Source organism: Erwinia phyllosphaerae (genome assembly GCF_019132875.1).
In the GTDB taxonomy this organism is placed as follows: domain Bacteria; phylum Pseudomonadota; class Gammaproteobacteria; order Enterobacterales; family Enterobacteriaceae; genus Erwinia; species Erwinia phyllosphaerae.
The window spans coordinates 44,362-59,143 of the sequence record NZ_JAHSPF010000001.1 but is presented as its reverse complement, the minus strand read 5'-3'; the positions used below and the strand labels follow the sequence as shown (position 1 = coordinate 59,143).

General features: G+C 54.9%; 15 protein-coding genes. 8 read left to right on the top strand and 7 right to left on the bottom strand.

Annotated elements, in window-relative coordinates; translation table 11 throughout:
- Positions 1 to 9: 9 nt before the first annotated feature.
- Complete coding sequence (locus KUE00_RS00295) at positions 10 to 1,395, bottom strand: MFS transporter (protein WP_246757507.1); 1,386 nt, start codon at positions 1,393 to 1,395, stop codon at positions 10 to 12.
- 190 nt (positions 1,396 to 1,585) lie between these two features.
- On the opposite strand from KUE00_RS00295, the gene kdgR reads away from it, so the two are divergent.
- Positions 1,586 to 2,377, top strand: coding sequence for a DNA-binding transcriptional regulator KdgR (gene kdgR / locus KUE00_RS00290; RefSeq protein WP_246757506.1), 792 nt, complete (start codon positions 1,586 to 1,588; stop codon positions 2,375 to 2,377).
- Positions 2,378 to 2,413: 36 nt separating this feature from the next.
- Here the strand turns inward: kdgR and KUE00_RS00285 are convergent, their stop codons facing one another.
- Positions 2,414 to 2,650: a YobH family protein gene (locus KUE00_RS00285; protein ID WP_246757505.1), complete on the bottom strand. Its 237-nt coding sequence runs from the start codon at positions 2,648 to 2,650 to the stop codon at positions 2,414 to 2,416.
- Between the two features lie 212 nt (positions 2,651 to 2,862).
- On the opposite strand from KUE00_RS00285, the gene KUE00_RS00280 reads away from it, so the two are divergent.
- From KUE00_RS00280 to KUE00_RS00260, 5 genes are all read left to right on the top strand, one after another.
- Positions 2,863 to 3,129 (top strand): YebO family protein, encoded by a 267-nt coding sequence (locus KUE00_RS00280; protein WP_414148638.1) that lies wholly within the window; start codon positions 2,863 to 2,865, stop codon positions 3,127 to 3,129.
- A gap of 25 nt (positions 3,130 to 3,154) precedes the next feature.
- Positions 3,155 to 4,153, top strand: a complete 999-nt coding sequence (locus tag KUE00_RS00275; RefSeq protein ID WP_246757503.1) for an MBL fold metallo-hydrolase — start codon at positions 3,155 to 3,157, stop codon at positions 4,151 to 4,153.
- 698 nt (positions 4,154 to 4,851) lie between these two features.
- Positions 4,852 to 5,061 carry a transcription antiterminator/RNA stability regulator CspE gene (gene cspE, locus KUE00_RS00270; protein ID WP_001062678.1) on the top strand — a complete coding sequence of 70 codons (210 nt, stop codon included), beginning with the start codon at positions 4,852 to 4,854 and terminating at the stop codon, positions 5,059 to 5,061.
- A gap of 165 nt (positions 5,062 to 5,226) precedes the next feature.
- Positions 5,227 to 6,072 (top strand): 23S rRNA (guanine(745)-N(1))-methyltransferase, encoded by an 846-nt coding sequence (rlmA, locus tag KUE00_RS00265; RefSeq protein WP_246757502.1) that lies wholly within the window; start codon positions 5,227 to 5,229, stop codon positions 6,070 to 6,072.
- 270 nt (positions 6,073 to 6,342) lie between these two features.
- Entirely contained in the window at positions 6,343 to 7,905 is a 1,563-nt protein-coding gene (locus KUE00_RS00260; protein ID WP_246757501.1) for a TerC family protein, read from the top strand.
- A 10-nt stretch (positions 7,906 to 7,915) separates the two neighbouring features.
- Here KUE00_RS00260 and KUE00_RS00255 read toward each other — a convergent pair whose 3' ends face one another.
- The 4 genes from KUE00_RS00255 to pabB form a co-directional block, all read right to left on the bottom strand.
- Entirely contained in the window at positions 7,916 to 9,478 is a 1,563-nt protein-coding gene (locus tag KUE00_RS00255; RefSeq protein WP_246757500.1) for an EAL domain-containing protein, read from the bottom strand.
- A gap of 191 nt (positions 9,479 to 9,669) precedes the next feature.
- A complete protein-coding gene (gene sdaA / locus KUE00_RS00250) occupies positions 9,670 to 11,034 on the bottom strand; it encodes an L-serine ammonia-lyase (RefSeq protein WP_246757499.1) in 1,365 nt (454 codons plus the stop codon).
- Positions 11,035 to 11,367: 333 nt separating this feature from the next.
- Positions 11,368 to 11,940 carry a CoA pyrophosphatase gene (locus KUE00_RS00245; RefSeq protein ID WP_246757498.1) on the bottom strand — a complete coding sequence of 191 codons (573 nt, stop codon included), beginning with the start codon at positions 11,938 to 11,940 and terminating at the stop codon, positions 11,368 to 11,370.
- Positions 11,933 to 13,294, bottom strand: coding sequence for an aminodeoxychorismate synthase component 1 (gene pabB / locus KUE00_RS00240; protein WP_246758049.1), 1,362 nt, complete (start codon positions 13,292 to 13,294; stop codon positions 11,933 to 11,935). The genes KUE00_RS00245 and pabB overlap by 8 nt, the downstream gene beginning before the upstream one ends.
- 108 nt (positions 13,295 to 13,402) lie before the next feature.
- Here pabB and KUE00_RS00235 point away from each other — a divergent pair, with 108 nt between their 5' ends.
- Positions 13,403 to 13,642 carry a YoaH family protein gene (locus KUE00_RS00235; protein WP_246757497.1) on the top strand — a complete coding sequence of 80 codons (240 nt, stop codon included), beginning with the start codon at positions 13,403 to 13,405 and terminating at the stop codon, positions 13,640 to 13,642.
- 222 nt (positions 13,643 to 13,864) lie between these two features.
- Here the strand turns inward: KUE00_RS00235 and KUE00_RS00230 are convergent, their stop codons facing one another.
- Positions 13,865 to 14,209 (bottom strand): RidA family protein, encoded by a 345-nt coding sequence (locus KUE00_RS00230; protein WP_246757496.1) that lies wholly within the window; start codon positions 14,207 to 14,209, stop codon positions 13,865 to 13,867.
- A gap of 104 nt (positions 14,210 to 14,313) precedes the next feature.
- Here KUE00_RS00230 and KUE00_RS00225 point away from each other — a divergent pair, with 104 nt between their 5' ends.
- The gene (locus tag KUE00_RS00225; RefSeq protein WP_246757495.1) at positions 14,314 to 14,733 is read left to right on the top strand and encodes a DUF4186 domain-containing protein; all 420 of its coding nucleotides are present in this window, start codon (positions 14,314 to 14,316) and stop codon (positions 14,731 to 14,733) included.
- Positions 14,734 to 14,782: the final 49 nt, after the last annotated feature.

Genomic DNA, 14,782 nt, shown 5'->3' with positions numbered 1-14,782 from the left:
GCATTTTTTTTATCCTGCCTTTTTACCGGGTGCCGGTTGCGTCAGACGCAGAGCGCTGACCACGGCGGCAACGGTCGAGAAACTGCCCGCCAGTAGCAGTGAAGCATGCGTACCCTGCTCGTTAAAGAGGTTAAACATCAGCGCCACTAACGCTGCGCCACTGGTTTGCCCGAGCAGGCGCGCGGTGCCCAGCATCCCGCTGGCGCCGCCGCTGCGATGGCGAGGCGCAGAGGAGATAATCGTATGGTTGTTAGGTGACTGAAACAGGCCAAATCCCGCTCCGCAAATCATCATGCGCCAGATAATACTCCAGTCGCCCGGCGTGGCAGGCAGCAGAGCCAGCGAAAACAGACCGATGGCAAAAAACGCCAGTCCGATAGCGCCGAGCAGCCCGGCGTGGTAACGCTCGATCAGCCTTCCGGCAATGGGTGCCAGCACCATGGTAGCCAGTGGCCACGGCGTGAGCAGCAGACCGGTTGCCACTTCATCACGATGCAGCACCGTCTGCAGATAGAACGGCAGCGAGACCATCGCCAGCATCTGGGCGCAGAAAGAACAAACCGACGTACACAGCGAAAGCGAAAAGACGGGGATCCTTAGCAGGTCTACCGGCAGCAGCGGGACAGGAAGACGCAGCTGGCGGCGAATAAACACAACGCCAATAATGACCAGCGCGACGACCTCCGCCGTAATCAGTTTGCCGCTCTGACCCTGGGCGAAGCCGCTAAGCGCTGAAATCAGCAGGCCAAAGGTCAGCGCGTTCATAATGGCGCTGGGAACATCAAAGCGCTGTCCTTTTGCTTTTTGCACATTATCAGGCAGAAAGCGCCATGCCAGCAGCAGCGCCGCGATGCCTACGGGAACGTTGATCAAAAACAGCCATTTCCAGGAGGCAACTGACAGAACGGCGGCGGCGACCGTGGGGCCGGCTGCGGTTGAAACGGCGACGATCAGCGAATTGATCCCCATGCCGCGACCCAGATGCCGCTGTGGGTAGATAATGCGGATCAGCGCCGTATTAACGCTCATCAACGCTGCGCCGCCAAAGCCTTGCAGCACCCTGGCGAAAGTCAGCATTTCCAGCGAGCTGCAAAGCGCGCAGAACAGTGAGGTAAAGGTAAAAACCACCAGGCCGCACTGATAAATCCGACGATAGCCAACGATATCGCCCAGAAAAGAGAGCGACAGCAGCGAAACGATGATCGCCAGCTGATAGGCGTTAACAATCCAGATCGACGCAGCCGGACTGGCGTGTAAATCTCTGGCGATGGTCGGTAAAGCAACGTTAGCGATAGCGCCATCCAGCACGGCAACGGTAATACCCAGCGCGATGGCCAGAATTGCGCCGTAGCGCTGTGGAACGGGCAGGCCATCCTGTTGAGGAGTTTGTGGCATAAGGGATAATAGTCAGGGGAGTGAATATCACAATGCTAATCATTTTTTACCGCTGGCGCTACGGTTTACGCAGAGGTAACTATCAGCAAATGTGTCCATAGCGCGGCGAGGTTAACATTGCGCAGCCGCGACGGCAAAAAGTATACTGGAAATAGTGTTTCACTTTTTATAAAACAAAAAAGGCAGAGCAATGGCAAAGGATGAAGTGGATAAACAACCCGATTCGGTCTCTTCCGTACTGAAGGTTTTTGGCATTTTACAGGCGTTGGGCGAGGAGAGGGCGCACGGTATTACCGAGCTTTCCCAGCGCGTAATGATGTCTAAAAGCACCGTTTATCGCTTTCTGCAGACGATGAAATCGCTCGGCTATGTTGCCCAGGAAGGCGAAACGGAGAAATATAGCCTGACCCTGAAGCTGTTTGAGTTAGGTGCCAAAGCACTCCAGAACGTTGATTTGATCCGCAGCGCTGATGTGCAGATGCGCGAGCTTTCCCGCCAGACGCGTGAAACTATCCATCTGGGCGCGCTGGAAGAAGACAGCATCGTCTATATTCACAAAATCGACTCGCTCTATAACCTGCGCATGTATTCACGCATTGGCCGGCGCAATCCGCTGTACAGCACCGCTATTGGCAAAGTTTTGCTGGCCTGGCGAGAGGCGGAAGAAGTACGGACAATTTTAGCAGGCGTTACCTTTCAGCAAAGCACGCCGCGCACGGTGACCACGCTGGAGCAGCTGATGACCCAGCTGGAAAAAGTGCGGGCTCAGGGCTATGGCGAAGATATTGAGGAGCAGGAGGAAGGCTTACGCTGCATCGCCGTACCGGTCTTCGATCGTTTTGGCGTGGTTATTGCCGGGCTGAGCCTCTCTTTCCCTACTATCCGCTTTTCGCAGGAAGAGAAGGGGAGTTACGTGGCGATGCTGCACCAGGCGGCAAAAACAATTTCCGAACAGATGGGCTACAGGGATTATCCTTTTTAAAGCAGATGGCCAGCGTAAGGCTGGCCAGCCGTACCCTTAGTTATCCACTACTTCGCTGGTTTTCCGTAATAAAGGACAATCGGTAACGCCAACGATGCCGCTGTCGCTATGCAGATATTGTGCGGTCGTCACGCCTCTGGCAGTGAGATACTGGCATTGTAAACCCATGCCTGCTACGTTTTTATGGCTTCCGGCCAGCACGCCATAGCCTGTGACCAGCAGCGCCAGCCATGCCAGCACCAGTAGCGCAACGATTCGAACAAAAAATTTCATGGTATCTCCGTGTTAATGCAGACGCTTCCCGGCCGCGCCGGGGTCTGCTTACCCTTATCAACATGTTGTGGCAGTTTGGTTGAGCTTACTGTAACCCGATGCCGTTGCCTGCGCGAAGGTTCCTAAAGTTCTGTCAGGCCGCTATGAATTCGGCGATCTCCTGGTAGAATCGTGGCGAAACAAACGTAACGGTGCTAAGTAGCTTCAGGAGTATGAGCGTGTTAAACGAAGTCGTAAACGGGTCAGGTCTGGCAATCCTTTGCGTGCTGGGCGTGGCAGGGCTGCTGGTCTGGTTTTGGGTTAATCGTGCCAGCGTCAGGGCCAATGAGCAGATCCGCCTGCTCACCGCGCTGCTGGAAGAGCAGAAAGAACAGAACCAGCTGCTACAGAGGCTGGTAGCAGCGCAAGCCGGTGCTGAGCAAGCCGCTGCGGGCGGCAACGACGAGCCCGATTTTATTCGCGTTATTCCGGAGCGCTAAGCCGTTCCGGCACAAGGAGCTTTAAATGGCCTGGCAGAATCCCTGGTACGATCCGCAAAAAAGCCACCATACGCCGGAAGGCTTTCGCAATCCCGAGGCGGAAATGCGTAATAAAGGCGATTTACAGCGCTGGCGTAAAGAACGAAAGGCACAGGGATTGCCGTTTCCGCCTGCCGCAGGCTACGACGGGTTTATCCGGCAGTGGTGGCAGCGAGCGGACCTTTCCGGGCAGGATGACGCGGTCTGGTGGCTTGGCCATGCCTGCATTCTGCTGCGGGTTGCGGGAAAATATACGCTGATCGATCCCGCGCTGTCAGAGCGTGCTTCGCCGCTAAGCTTCTATGGGCCGCAGCGTAAAACGCCAGCGGCGCTGGAGATTGACGATCTTCCCTCGCTGGATTGCGTGCTGATTTCGCATAATCACTACGATCATCTGGATACGCCAACCATCAAAAAAATCCTCAGGCGTTTTCCGGATGTGCAGTTTGTCGTGCCGTTAGGGCTGGCTCCCTGGTTCCGCAAAAAGGGCGCAAAGCAGGTTACCCAGCTGGACTGGTGGGAGAAAACGGACGTCGTCGGCCTGGAGGTCTTCGCCGTGCCGGCGCGCCACTGGAGTATGCGCACGCCTTACGATCGTAACCGCTCTTTGTGGTGTGGCTGGGTCGCAAAAAATAGTGCACTAAGCTTCTGGTTTAGCGGCGACAGCGGCTATACGGATAATCTACTGGAGATCCCCCGCAGGCTAGGGCCTTTTAACCTGGCCGCATTGCCGGTGGGGGCCTATGCACCGCAATGGTTCATGCGCGGACAGCATATGGACCCTCAGCAGGCCGTTTATCTGCATCAGCAGCTGGGCCAGCCCGTGACTATACCTATTCACTGGGGCGTTTTTGAGCTGGCCGACGAGTCGCTGGACGAGCCGCCCGGCGTGCTGGCAGAGGCGATGCAGGAAGCGCAGCAGGATGAGGTGCGCTTCAGCGCGTGGAAAATTGGCGCGAAAATGGCGCTAAATAATATAATTTAAGAACATTCCTAATCGGTGAATTTAAAGGCAGGAAAAAAACGAGATGCCCGTCCGTTAATCCGGATTGATTAGTGGTACTACCGCGAATTAACAGATAGCGACTGTGCTTTTAAATGGGGCAGTTAAAATTTCATTTTCCTGATTTTGGTGCAATTTAAAATTTAATATGAACCGGCCGCTTCTTTTGTTTAACTTTTGACATGGCCGTCTTCAACTTCCAGCAGATATGATTAAATGAATTTTTTCTGGGGAAGCTTTGCCATATTTCTGCAATAAACGCGGTTAAAAATCACCGCAGACGCAGGCCCGGACGATAGACTTAAGCGCGGTAGCGGATTATGATAGAGCCTGCAAAGTATGACTGCCAGGCTAACCCTATTCGGTTTTACGCGTTTAATGTTTGAGATTCCTTTGTTAATGAGCAATAAGTGCCGACGACGTTTCAATTATGTGCGATAGCGCCGCCACTGTTTAAAAATGACTTGCCATTAATAATCGAATATGTGATAACGCTTTTGGTAAAACGGGGTACAGTTCTGTTTATGTATGGCATCTTCAGTAAAGAAGTTCTGAGTAAAGACGTTACGTTGAATACCGCTTCCTTGCCGAGCCTTAATTTTATGCCTCATGCAGTCGTGTCTCTGATTTTTCTGTACGTCACGCCTTCGGGCGAATTAACATTCTAAGGAATTTGCAAAATGGCAAAGATTAAAGGTCAGGTTAAGTGGTTCAACGAGTCTAAAGGTTTTGGCTTCATCACCCCGGCTGACGGCAGCAAAGATGTGTTCGTACACTTCTCTGCAATCCAGGGTAATGGCTTCAAAACTCTGGCTGAAGGCCAGAACGTTGAGTTCGAAATTCAGGATGGCCAGAAAGGCCCTGCTGCTGTGAACGTCACCGCTATCTAATTTTCGATCTTGCCGTTGCCCGCGCGACGGATCAGGCAAGCATCAGAATAGTAAAGCCCTGCCATTAATGGCGGGGCTTTTTCCGTTTAAAACAGCGTAAGAAAGTCTCCATCAACCCGCCGCTTTCCGGTAAACTGCCGCCCTTAATCATTCCGGAGAGTTGTTATGTCCTATCTGTGCCCGCTTTGCCATCAACCTTTGTTGCCCGACGCGTCCGGCTGGTGCTGCGAAAACCGGCATCAGTTTGACCGGGCGAAAGAGGGCTACGTTAACCTGCTGCCGGTGCAGCATAAACGTTCAAAGCAGCCGGGTGACAGCGCGGATATGATGCAGGCGCGGCGAGAGTTTCTGGATGCCGGTCACTATCAGCCGTTGCAGGAAGAAGTTTGCGCCATCTTTCAGCGCATTTTGCCTTTAACAAACGTCAGCGTACTGGATATTGGCTGTGGCGAAGGTTATTACACGCATGCCGTGGCGGACATGCTGCAACGGCAGGGTGAAGCGGAAGTGCACGCGCTGGATGTATCCAGAGTGGCCGTTCGCGCCGGGGCCAAACGCTATCGCAACGTCCGCTTTTGCGTGGCTTCCAGCCACCGTTTGCCCTTCGCCAGCGGGCAGTTTGACGCCGTATTGCGTATCTATGCGCCCTGTAAAGCGGAAGAGCTGGCGCGGGTGGTCAAACCGGCAGGTTACGTGCTGACCGTAACGCCGGGACCGCGCCATCTGCTGCAGTTTAAAGAGCTGATCTACCAGGAAGCCAGGCTGCATGACGAAACGCCGGAGCAGCTGCAGGGCTTTACCTTGCAGGAACAGCATTCGCTGAATTATCCAATGAATCTGAACAGTGAAGAGTCCGCCGCGCTGTTACAGATGACGCCTTTCGCCTGGCGTGCTCGCCCGGAAGTGTGGGGCGTGTTAGCGACCACGCCATCGTTTGCCGTTGAAACCGACTTTACTTTGCGCCTGTGGCAGCGTGACGAGCAGGAAACGGGTCTGCACGACGACGAGTAAAAACAGCAGGCCTACGCGGCCTACTGTAAATGTAAGCAAATATTTTGACGAAGCCCGATGCGCTGTTTACAGTAGAACTCCTTAATTTTATCAGGAGTAACGGGCCTCAGCTCTCTCTATGGACTGTCATCGACGTCTTTTAACCATGCCACCGGGCCATCCGGCTACTGTCATCCCGCTCGCTGAGAGCATCCAGTTTCTGTCCCTGTTTCCCGAGTGCGGCGCCTGTTCGCCAGCTCGCTTTTCCTGCGCCTTTATCCGGAGTTCGTCATGGAATTTCTCTTAGACCCTTCAATCTGGGCCGGTTTGCTGACGCTGGTCGTGCTTGAAATTGTGCTGGGTATCGATAACCTGGTTTTTATTGCCATCCTTGCCGATAAGCTGCCGCCAAAGCAGCGTGACAAGGCACGTCTGATTGGACTGTCGCTGGCGATGATCATGCGCCTGGGTCTGCTTTCGTTGATTTCGTGGATAGTGACGCTGACCCGTCCGCTGTTCAGCGTGGGAGACTTCAGCTTTTCAGGTCGCGACCTGATCCTGCTGGCGGGTGGGTTATTCCTGCTGTTTAAAGCCACCATGGAGCTGCATGAACGGCTGGAAAACCGGGAGCATAGCGGCAGTGGCAATAAGGGTTACGCCAGCTTCTGGGCGGTAGTCGTACAGATCGTAATTCTGGACGCCGTCTTTTCGCTGGATGCGGTGATTACCGCTGTAGGGATGGTGAATAACCTGGCGATCATGATGACGGCCGTTATCATCGCGATGGGGTTAATGCTGCTGGCCTCGAAGCCGCTGACTAACTTTGTCAACGCCCATCCTACGGTCGTGGTGCTCTGTCTGAGCTTCCTGCTGATGATTGGCCTTAGCCTGGTAGCGGAAGGTTTCGGGTTTCATATTCCGAAAGGCTATCTCTACGCGGCAATCGGCTTCTCTATTTTGATCGAGCTGTTTAACCAGATAGCCAGGGTTAATTTTCTGCGCCACCAGGCCAGAAGGCCGATGCGCGAACGTACCGCCGAAGCGATTTTGCGTCTGATGGGAAGCCGTCATGGACAACCTGCTGAAAATGACCCCGAGAGCGACACGGCAAAAATTATGCCGAAGGAAGCTTTCCAGGATGAAGAGCGCTATATGATTAACGGCGTACTGACGCTGGCTTCCCGTTCGGTGCGCAGCATTATGACGCCGCGCGGCGAGATCTCCTGGGTCAACGCCGAACGACCGGTAGAAGAGGTGCGCATGCAGCTACTGGATACGCCGCACAGCCTTTTCCCGGTCTGCCGTGGCGAGCTGGATGAAATCATCGGGGTAGTCAGGGCAAAAGATTTGCTGGTCGCGCTGGATAACGGCGTCAATGTGGAAACCTTCGCCGCCGCGATGCCGCCGGTTATCGTGCCGGAAACGCTGGATCCGATTAACCTGTTGGGCGTGCTGCGTCGTGCGAAGGGCAGTTTTGTGGTGGTCAGCAACGAGTTTGGCGTGGTTCAGGGACTGATAACGCCGCTGGACGTGCTGGAAGCGATAGCGGGCGAATTTCCGGATGAAGATGAAACGCCCGAAATTATTGCCGACGGCGAAGGCTGGCTGGTCAAAGGCGGCACCGATCTGCACGCCATCCAGCAGCTGCTGGATACGCAAAGCCTGGTTAAGCCAGCGGACGATCACGCGTCGCTGGCTGGCCTGCTGATTGCGCAAAAAGGACAGTTGCCGACGCCCGGCGAGGTCATTACGCTGCCGCCGTTCAGCTTTCAGATTGTGGCGGCCACCGACTACCGTATCGATCTGGTGCGGATAACGCGCGAACGTGAACTGTCAGAAGAGGAACCGGCTTAACGGGCCACCATCAGCCGCCGCCGTGCGGCTGATGATCAACCAGCCACTGCGGAAACGCTTCAAGCGGCATCGGACGAGCAAACAGATAACCCTGCAGCACGTCCACGCCTTTTTCACGTAAATAGGCTGCCTGCTCTTCCGTTTCCACACCTTCCGCGACCAGGCTCATATTCAGCCGCTGCGCCAGTGAAATCACCATATCAGTAACGGTAGCGTTAATAGCATCCGTCCCTATTGCGGCGGTAAACAGCTTGTCGATTTTCAGCACGTCCGGACTTAATGTCTTCAGATAAGAAAGCGAACTGTGTCCCGTGCCGAAGTCATCAATAGCCAACCTGACCCCTGCCTGACGCAGCTGGGCGACCACGCGGCGATCCACTTCCGGCAGAGCGTCGCGTTCGGTGAGCTCGACGATAAGCTGAGGAACAGGATTTGCCGACCACCAGTACTGCTTTAAATCCATCATAATCTGCCGATGATGGAAGTGGCTGGACGCGACGTTTATGGCGATATGAAAATCGGCTTTCTGCGGCAGTGTAGGGAGCTGCCGCACCAGTTCTTTAAGGACATAGCGCGTTAATGGCGCAATTAAATTATTGCGTTCCGCCAGCGGAATAAACAGGTCTGGCGACACCCAGCCCTGACGGGCGCTCTGCCAGCGCAACAGTAACTCAATCCCTTCGCACTCACCGCTACGGGCGTTGATCAGCGGCTGACAGTAAACCATAAATTCGCGCGCGTTAATGCCATAGCTGATTTGCCAGGCCAGACTCATACGGTTAGCGGTGGCCAGCCAGACGATATAGCCAGACAGCAGGCTCAGCAACAGGGCCAGAGGGAGCTGGCCGGGCAGCGTCGACAACGCCAGCCGTGTAGGGGCCGGGCCAAATAACGTGACCGAAAAAGGATAGCGCAGCGAAGTATTCTGATAGCTGACTTCATCTTCAGCAGCCAGCGCCGTTTCAATCATCGGGTTGCCATATTCCAGGCTGTGCGTGCCGACGTTAAATACGGCACGCTCAACCCAGGGCAACGCCGGTTCCAGCAAATAGTTGCTCATCATCTCAATATTAATGACTTGCAAAATACCGGCCCGATTATTGGCCTCAACGGGCGTCCACAGCAGCAAAACGGGCGAGCCTTTCAGTAAATCTTCGTCGGTGCTCAGCACCATGCGCTGATTATTTACCGCCAGTTCCGGATAGGTGGTACTGAAGCTGATATTGGTACTGCCGAAAATGCTGGAGCAGTACATGTTGTCATGCTGCACCAGAATAATTGACCGCACGGTTTGCAGCGAAGCCAGCTTTTCCACCAGCGGGAAGCGCACCTGCTCACAAGGCAATCCCACCAGTCCCAGCGTATTGTTTGCCGCCACGTCCAGCGGTGAAAAAAGGCGATCGAAACGCTGAATAGCCACTTTGGCGAAAGTCTGCGACTGCTGCTCAATATGTTTTTTCTCTACGACGAAACGTAAAGCAAGGGTAAGGATGAGCACCAGCGTGGCTACCACTATAGCAATCAACAAGCGTCGGCGGCGAAAAGCTCCCGTAGCTTCCTGTGACACCTGCATTAGTTACCGTCCTTAAAGCGAAACACGAACATGAAGATCCACAAGTTATCGGCAAAATTAACGTTAAGTTTAGTCGCGGGTGAGGGAAAAAGCGGGATAAAAAAACAATCACTTATCAGGCGGGTAGCAGAGGAGGGAATCAGGGGGAACAGGCAAAAGGGCCAGCGCCGTGAAGGGCGCTGGCGCAGGGATTAATCACACTGTACTTTGATCGCCAGGCCGCCGCGAGAGGTCTCACGGTATTTAGCGTTCATATCCTTACCGGTTTCATACATCGTTTCGATAACCTTATCCAGCGAGACGCGGGCTTCGCTGGTGCGGCGCATCGCCATGCGCGCAGAGTTGATCGCTTTTACCGAAGCAATGGCGTTACGTTCAATGCAGGGAACCTGAACCTGGCCGGCCACCGGATCGCAGGTTAAGCCCAGATTGTGCTCCATGCCGATTTCCGCCGCCACGCAAACCTGTTCCGGACTGGCACCCAGCAGTTCGGCCAGGCCTGCGGCCGCCATTGAGCAGGCAACGCCAACTTCACCCTGACAGCCTACTTCCGCTCCGGAAATAGAAGCGTTCATCTTATATAAGATGCCAACCGCACCGGCCGCCAGAAAATAGCGGATGAAAATATCCGGGCTGACGGACGCAATAAAATGGTCGTAATAGGCCAGCACGGCCGGGACGATGCCGCACGCGCCGTTGGTTGGCGCAGTAACAACGCGGCCGCCTGCCGCATTCTCTTCGTTAACCGCCAGCGCAAACATGTTTACCCAGTCGATAACGTTCATCGGATCGCTGGAAAGCTTATCGGACGACACCAGCAGCCGACGCAGCGCGGAAGCACGGCGCGGTACGCGTAGCGGCCCCGGCAGGACGCCTTCGGTATTCAGGCCGCGATCGATACAGTCGCGCATGCTTTGCCAGACGTCGGCGAAATAGCGTTCGATCTCATCGCGGCTGTGCAGCGCCAGCTCGTTCTTCATTACCATGCCGGAAAGCGACAGCCCCGTTTCGTGACAGTGGGCCAGCATCTCTTTGGCTGAATTGAACGGATAGGGCACCGACACTTCATTCAGGGTAGACTGGCCAAAGTGTTCTTCGTCAACAATAAAGCCGCCGCCGATAGAATAGTAAGTTTTACTGTAAATCATCGCCTCATTGGCAAACGCATAGATACGCATGCCGTTTTCGTGCAGGGAAAGGTTATCGCTGCGGAAAACCATGCCGCCTTCACGCGGGAAATCTACTTCATGCGCGCCGTTCGCCAGCAGCAGGCGCTGGCGCTCTTCCACATCGCGGATAAAGGCAGGAATACCATCAATATCGACCGATTCCGGCGAGGCGCCTGACAGCCCCATAACGATCGCGATATCGGTATGGTGGCCTTTGCCGGTAAGAGAAAGCGAGCCGTAAACGTCCACGGCGATACGCGTTACGTCAGTCAGCTTGCCCAGATTGACAAGATCGTCAACAAACTGCTTGCCGGCTTTCATCGGCCCCACCGTATGGGAGCTGGATGGACCTATGCCGATCTTAAACATGTCAAAAACACTAATCACATGTTGCTCCCGGGTCAGCGATTGATAGCTGGAAATTGAGGTAATGGTAGTCATCCTGCGCGCGATAGTCGCATGAAATAAACTAATCAGCAGCAGGCGAAAAAGTTATACACGGCCTTATCTGGCTGGTGGTTTGTGCACTTGTTCCGCCTGAACTTTATTAAGGCAAAGCAAGCGGGCCCGTCATGCTCCAGGCCTTCTGTTTGCGCTGCAATATAAAGGATTTACGCTGATTGTGAAGGGGGAAAGGCAACTAAAATCGCGAATTTTGACGTCAGACCGATTAATCGAACGGCTAAAAGCGCTAAACGGCGCTATTTTGTGCGGAAAAGGCTACTCTGCCACCTGTAAACTCAGCTCGCGAATGATCCCCGCCGTCATGCCCCAGATAAAATAGTTTTCAAACCATGAAAGCCAGACCCGATGGGTCACGCCGTGACGGTGAATATCCAACGGGGAGTAGCGTCCCAGACGTAGCGCTTCCTGTAGCGGCATTTCAAATACCGATTCGACTTCCGCCTCGTTGGCCTGCCAGCACAGGTTAGCAGGCAAAATGCCGACCACGGGAGTCACCTGGAAGCCTGTGCTGCTGGTCACCGGAGGTAATACGCCAATCACTTTTACGCTTTCCGGTGGAATCGCGACCTCCTCCTGCGCCTCTCGCAGCGCAGTGCAAATCAGTGACCGATCTTCGTTATCCCGCATGCCGCCCGGAAATGCCACCTGGCCCGCATGTTTGCGCAGCGTCGCGGCACGCCGTGTCAGCAGCAGGCCGGGACGTGGGCGATCGATAATCGGCACCAGTACTGCCGCCTGGCGGGTTGGCAACGAGGCGGGAGAAGCCTCCGGCTGCTGTAGCAGAAAACGCGTAATAAACCGATCCAGCAGAGGCGAGGATTCAGCCATGATAGTGCTCCAGACAGGGAAGAATACGATTCACTTTGTCGAACGTTTCCTGATATTCCGCCTGCTCGCTGCTGTCGGCGACGATGCCGCCCCCGGCGGTGCAGTAAAGCTGGCCGTTTTCCGCCGTCAGCGTACGGATAGTGATGCTGGTATCCATCCTGCCACACACGCTGAGATAGCCAATGCTGCCGCACCAGGCGTTGCGGCGATGCGGCTCCAGCTCGTCGATAATTGCCATCGCCCGGACTTTTGGCGCGCCGGTAATAGAACCACCGGGAAAGCAGGCGCGCAGCAGATCGCTGGCGGACAGGTCGGGCTTCAGCCGGGCAGTAATAGTGCTGACCAGATGATGCACGGCCGGGAAAGGCTCAACGACAAACAGCTCCGGCACTTTTACCGTGCCGGGTATCGCCACGCGGCCAATATCATTGCGCAGGAGATCGACAATCATCAGGTTTTCCGCCCGATCTTTAGGGGACCGGGCCAGCTTCTCCGCCTGTCGCCGATCGGCCTGCGGATCGTTCAGGCGCGGCAGCGTGCCTTTAATCGGGCGCGTTTCAATCTGGCCGGCGGCAATCTGGAGAAAACGCTCGGGGGAAAAGCTCAAAATGGTGCTTTCCGGTAAACGGATAAAGGCGCTAAACGGCGCGCGATTTTGCTGATTAAGCCGCTGCCAGGCCTGCCATTCGTCGCCGCTGTAGCTCGCCTGAAAGCGCTGGGCCAGATTGATTTGATAGCAGTCGCCGCTGCGTAACCACGCCTGAACCTGACGAAACTTCACGCCATACTCTTCGCGGCTCATATTTGATACCCATGAGCTGGTCAGGCGAAAAGGTTCGCCGCTATCAATCTGCTGCTGACGCAGCCAGTGCAGGCGGCTCTCTGCGTCGCCATGCGCAATTAACGTCAGCGACTGCCGATGATGATCGGCAATCAGCGTCCAGTCATAAATGCCCACGGCCATGTCCGGCGTATGCAGGTCCTGCGCGGCCAATTGCGGTAGCTTTTCAAAACGTCGTCCAAGGTCATAGCCAAACAGCCCCAGCGCGCCGCCCTGAAAAGGGAAGTCTGCCGTTTCACAGGCAGTAAGGCCGCAGTTGTGTAGCGTTTGCTGGAGTAAATCAAGCGGATCGGCAGCGCTCTCCATCACGGCTTCGCCTTGCGCAATCTGCGTTAGCTCGCCTCTGGTAGTCAGCGTGATCAGCGGGTCGGCAACCATAATGTCAAAGCGATTGTCGCTGTGCTCGGCCGCGCCGGAATGCAGCAGCATTGCCCAAGGGCGGTGGGAAACAGAAGCAAAGAGCTTCTCAAGCGCGTCAGGCGTATACTCTAGCGGATAATAAACAGGTGGCATGATGAGCAGATCGGAACCAAAACAGGCAGCAAGCCTGGCATATTTTTTCGCTGCTGGCATCTGTTTGTTACGCGTGGAATAATTCCCGCGACTGAAACAGGAGCAGATATGATTACAGGTTTACCGGCGCTGACGCTGGAACAGCAGCAGCAGGCAGTGGAACGCATTCAGGAACTGATGGCGGACGGCATGAGCAGCGGCCAGGCGATCCAGCTGGTGGCGGCGGAAATTCGTGAAAACCACACGGGCGACATGATTGCGGTGCGCTTTGAAGATGAAGACGACGATGGCGACGGCAGCGAAGGCCAGGAGCAGCACGACGACGCAGAAGACGACGACGACCATTAGTCATAGCAAGACGACGCGGAAGACGACGACAAGTATTAGTCATAGCAAGACGACGCGGAAGAAGACGACGACTATTAGTCATAGCAAGGCGACGCAGAAGACGACGACTATTAGTCATAGCAAGGCGACGCAGAAGACGACGACGAGTATTAGTCATAGTAACGCGACGCAGAAGAAGACGGGTATTAATTATGATGGCGCACCGGCAGGCGCGCCGTTAGCTTATCTGGCCGCCACGATTTTGATTTCGACCAGATAGTTGGGATTCATCAGGCCGGCCTGCACGGTACAGCGCACTGGCGCATTGCCCGGCGATACCCAGGCGTCCCAGGCTTTATTCATCGCTGCAAAATCCTCTTTGTGCACCAGGAAAATGGTGGCGTCGAGAATGCGGCTTTTGTCAGAGCCAAGACGAGCCAGAATGCGGTCGATCACCGCCAGCGCGTTAGCCGTCTGCGCTTCGGCATTTTCATCCAGGTTTTCCGGGACGCTGGTGTAGTAGATGGTATCGTTATATACCACGGCTTCCGACATACGGGGCTCTGGATCAAGGCGTTCAATAGTCATCTGATTTCCTTTTGCTTCTTCACAATGGCCGACAGCCTGGCACAGTTGCCGTGCGCTTGTCACCCTCAATCACAGCGCTCAGCTTTTATTATCCGGACATGCCCGTGCAGAGTATTAACGAACTTTTTTCGCGCCTTTCGCGCTCGCCTTTTCGCCAGAAATTCCATCTTGGCCACGCGGAATATGTTTATTGCCAAAAGAAGGGCGAAAAGATGGTTGCGCAACACGCGGCGGAATTTATCCGCGATCGTCTTTCAGCCGCAGAACCCGTGAACGATGGCCAGCAAACGCCCCTGCGCGGACATCCGGTGTTTATCGCCCAGCATGCGACAGCGACCTGCTGTCGTGGCTGCCTGAGTAAATGGCATCGCATCCCGCAGCATCAGGCGATGACGGCAGAACAGCAGGCGTGGGTGACAGCAGTTATCGTGCACTGGCTTCGTCAGGAAATGCAGCGGCCATTACCGCCGGAAAGACCACGGCGAAAAAAGCCGATCAACGATCGTCAGCTTCCGCTGATATAAAAGGATGCGCGCCTGCATTTTGGGCGAAAAGAAATATACATTAACATAT